Source organism: Bacillus cereus group sp. BceL062 (assembly GCF_051780025.1).
Lineage (GTDB): Bacteria > Bacillota > Bacilli > Bacillales > Bacillaceae_G > Bacillus_A > Bacillus_A toyonensis.
On the sequence record NZ_JBPWGY010000055.1, the window covers coordinates 1 to 449 of the forward strand.

Here is a 449-nt window from a genome sequence, read left to right on the forward strand (position 1 = left end):
CCCTGTGAGAGTAGGACGTTGCCAGGCAAATGGAGGATTAGCTCAGCTGGGAGAGCACCTGCCTTACAAGCAGGGGGTCGGCGGTTCGATCCCGTCATCCTCCACCATTTAGCCGACTTAGCTCAATTGGTAGAGCAACTGACTTGTAATCAGTAGGTTGGGGGTTCAAGTCCTCTAGTCGGCACCAGTAACTATGGCGGTTGTGGCGAAGTGGTTAACGCACCGGATTGTGGCTCCGGCATTCGTGGGTTCGATTCCCATCAGTCGCCCCATTTTTTCTTAAATAAATTAATATGCGGGTGTGGCGGAATTGGCAGACGCACCAGACTTAGGATCTGGCGCCTTTGGCGTGGGGGTTCGACTCCCTTCACCCGCACTTTTAATAAAATATCTCATAACATGTCTTGCGGAAGTAGTTCAGTGGTAGAATACAACCTTGCCAAGGTTGG

The 449-nt window shown here is 51.4% G+C and carries 4 tRNA genes; all 4 read left to right on the forward strand.

Annotated elements, in window-relative coordinates:
• Nucleotides 1-31 precede the first annotated feature (31 nt).
• Nucleotides 32-107, forward strand: a tRNA-Val gene (locus tag ACS2MN_RS31000).
• Between the two features lie 4 nt (nucleotides 108-111).
• Nucleotides 112-187 (forward strand) — tRNA-Thr (locus tag ACS2MN_RS31005).
• A gap of 9 nt (nucleotides 188-196) precedes the next feature.
• A tRNA-His gene (locus tag ACS2MN_RS31010) sits at nucleotides 197-272 on the forward strand.
• A 23-nt stretch (nucleotides 273-295) separates the two neighbouring features.
• Nucleotides 296-376 (forward strand) — tRNA-Leu (locus tag ACS2MN_RS31015).
• The last annotated feature ends 73 nt before the right edge of the window (nucleotides 377-449 follow it).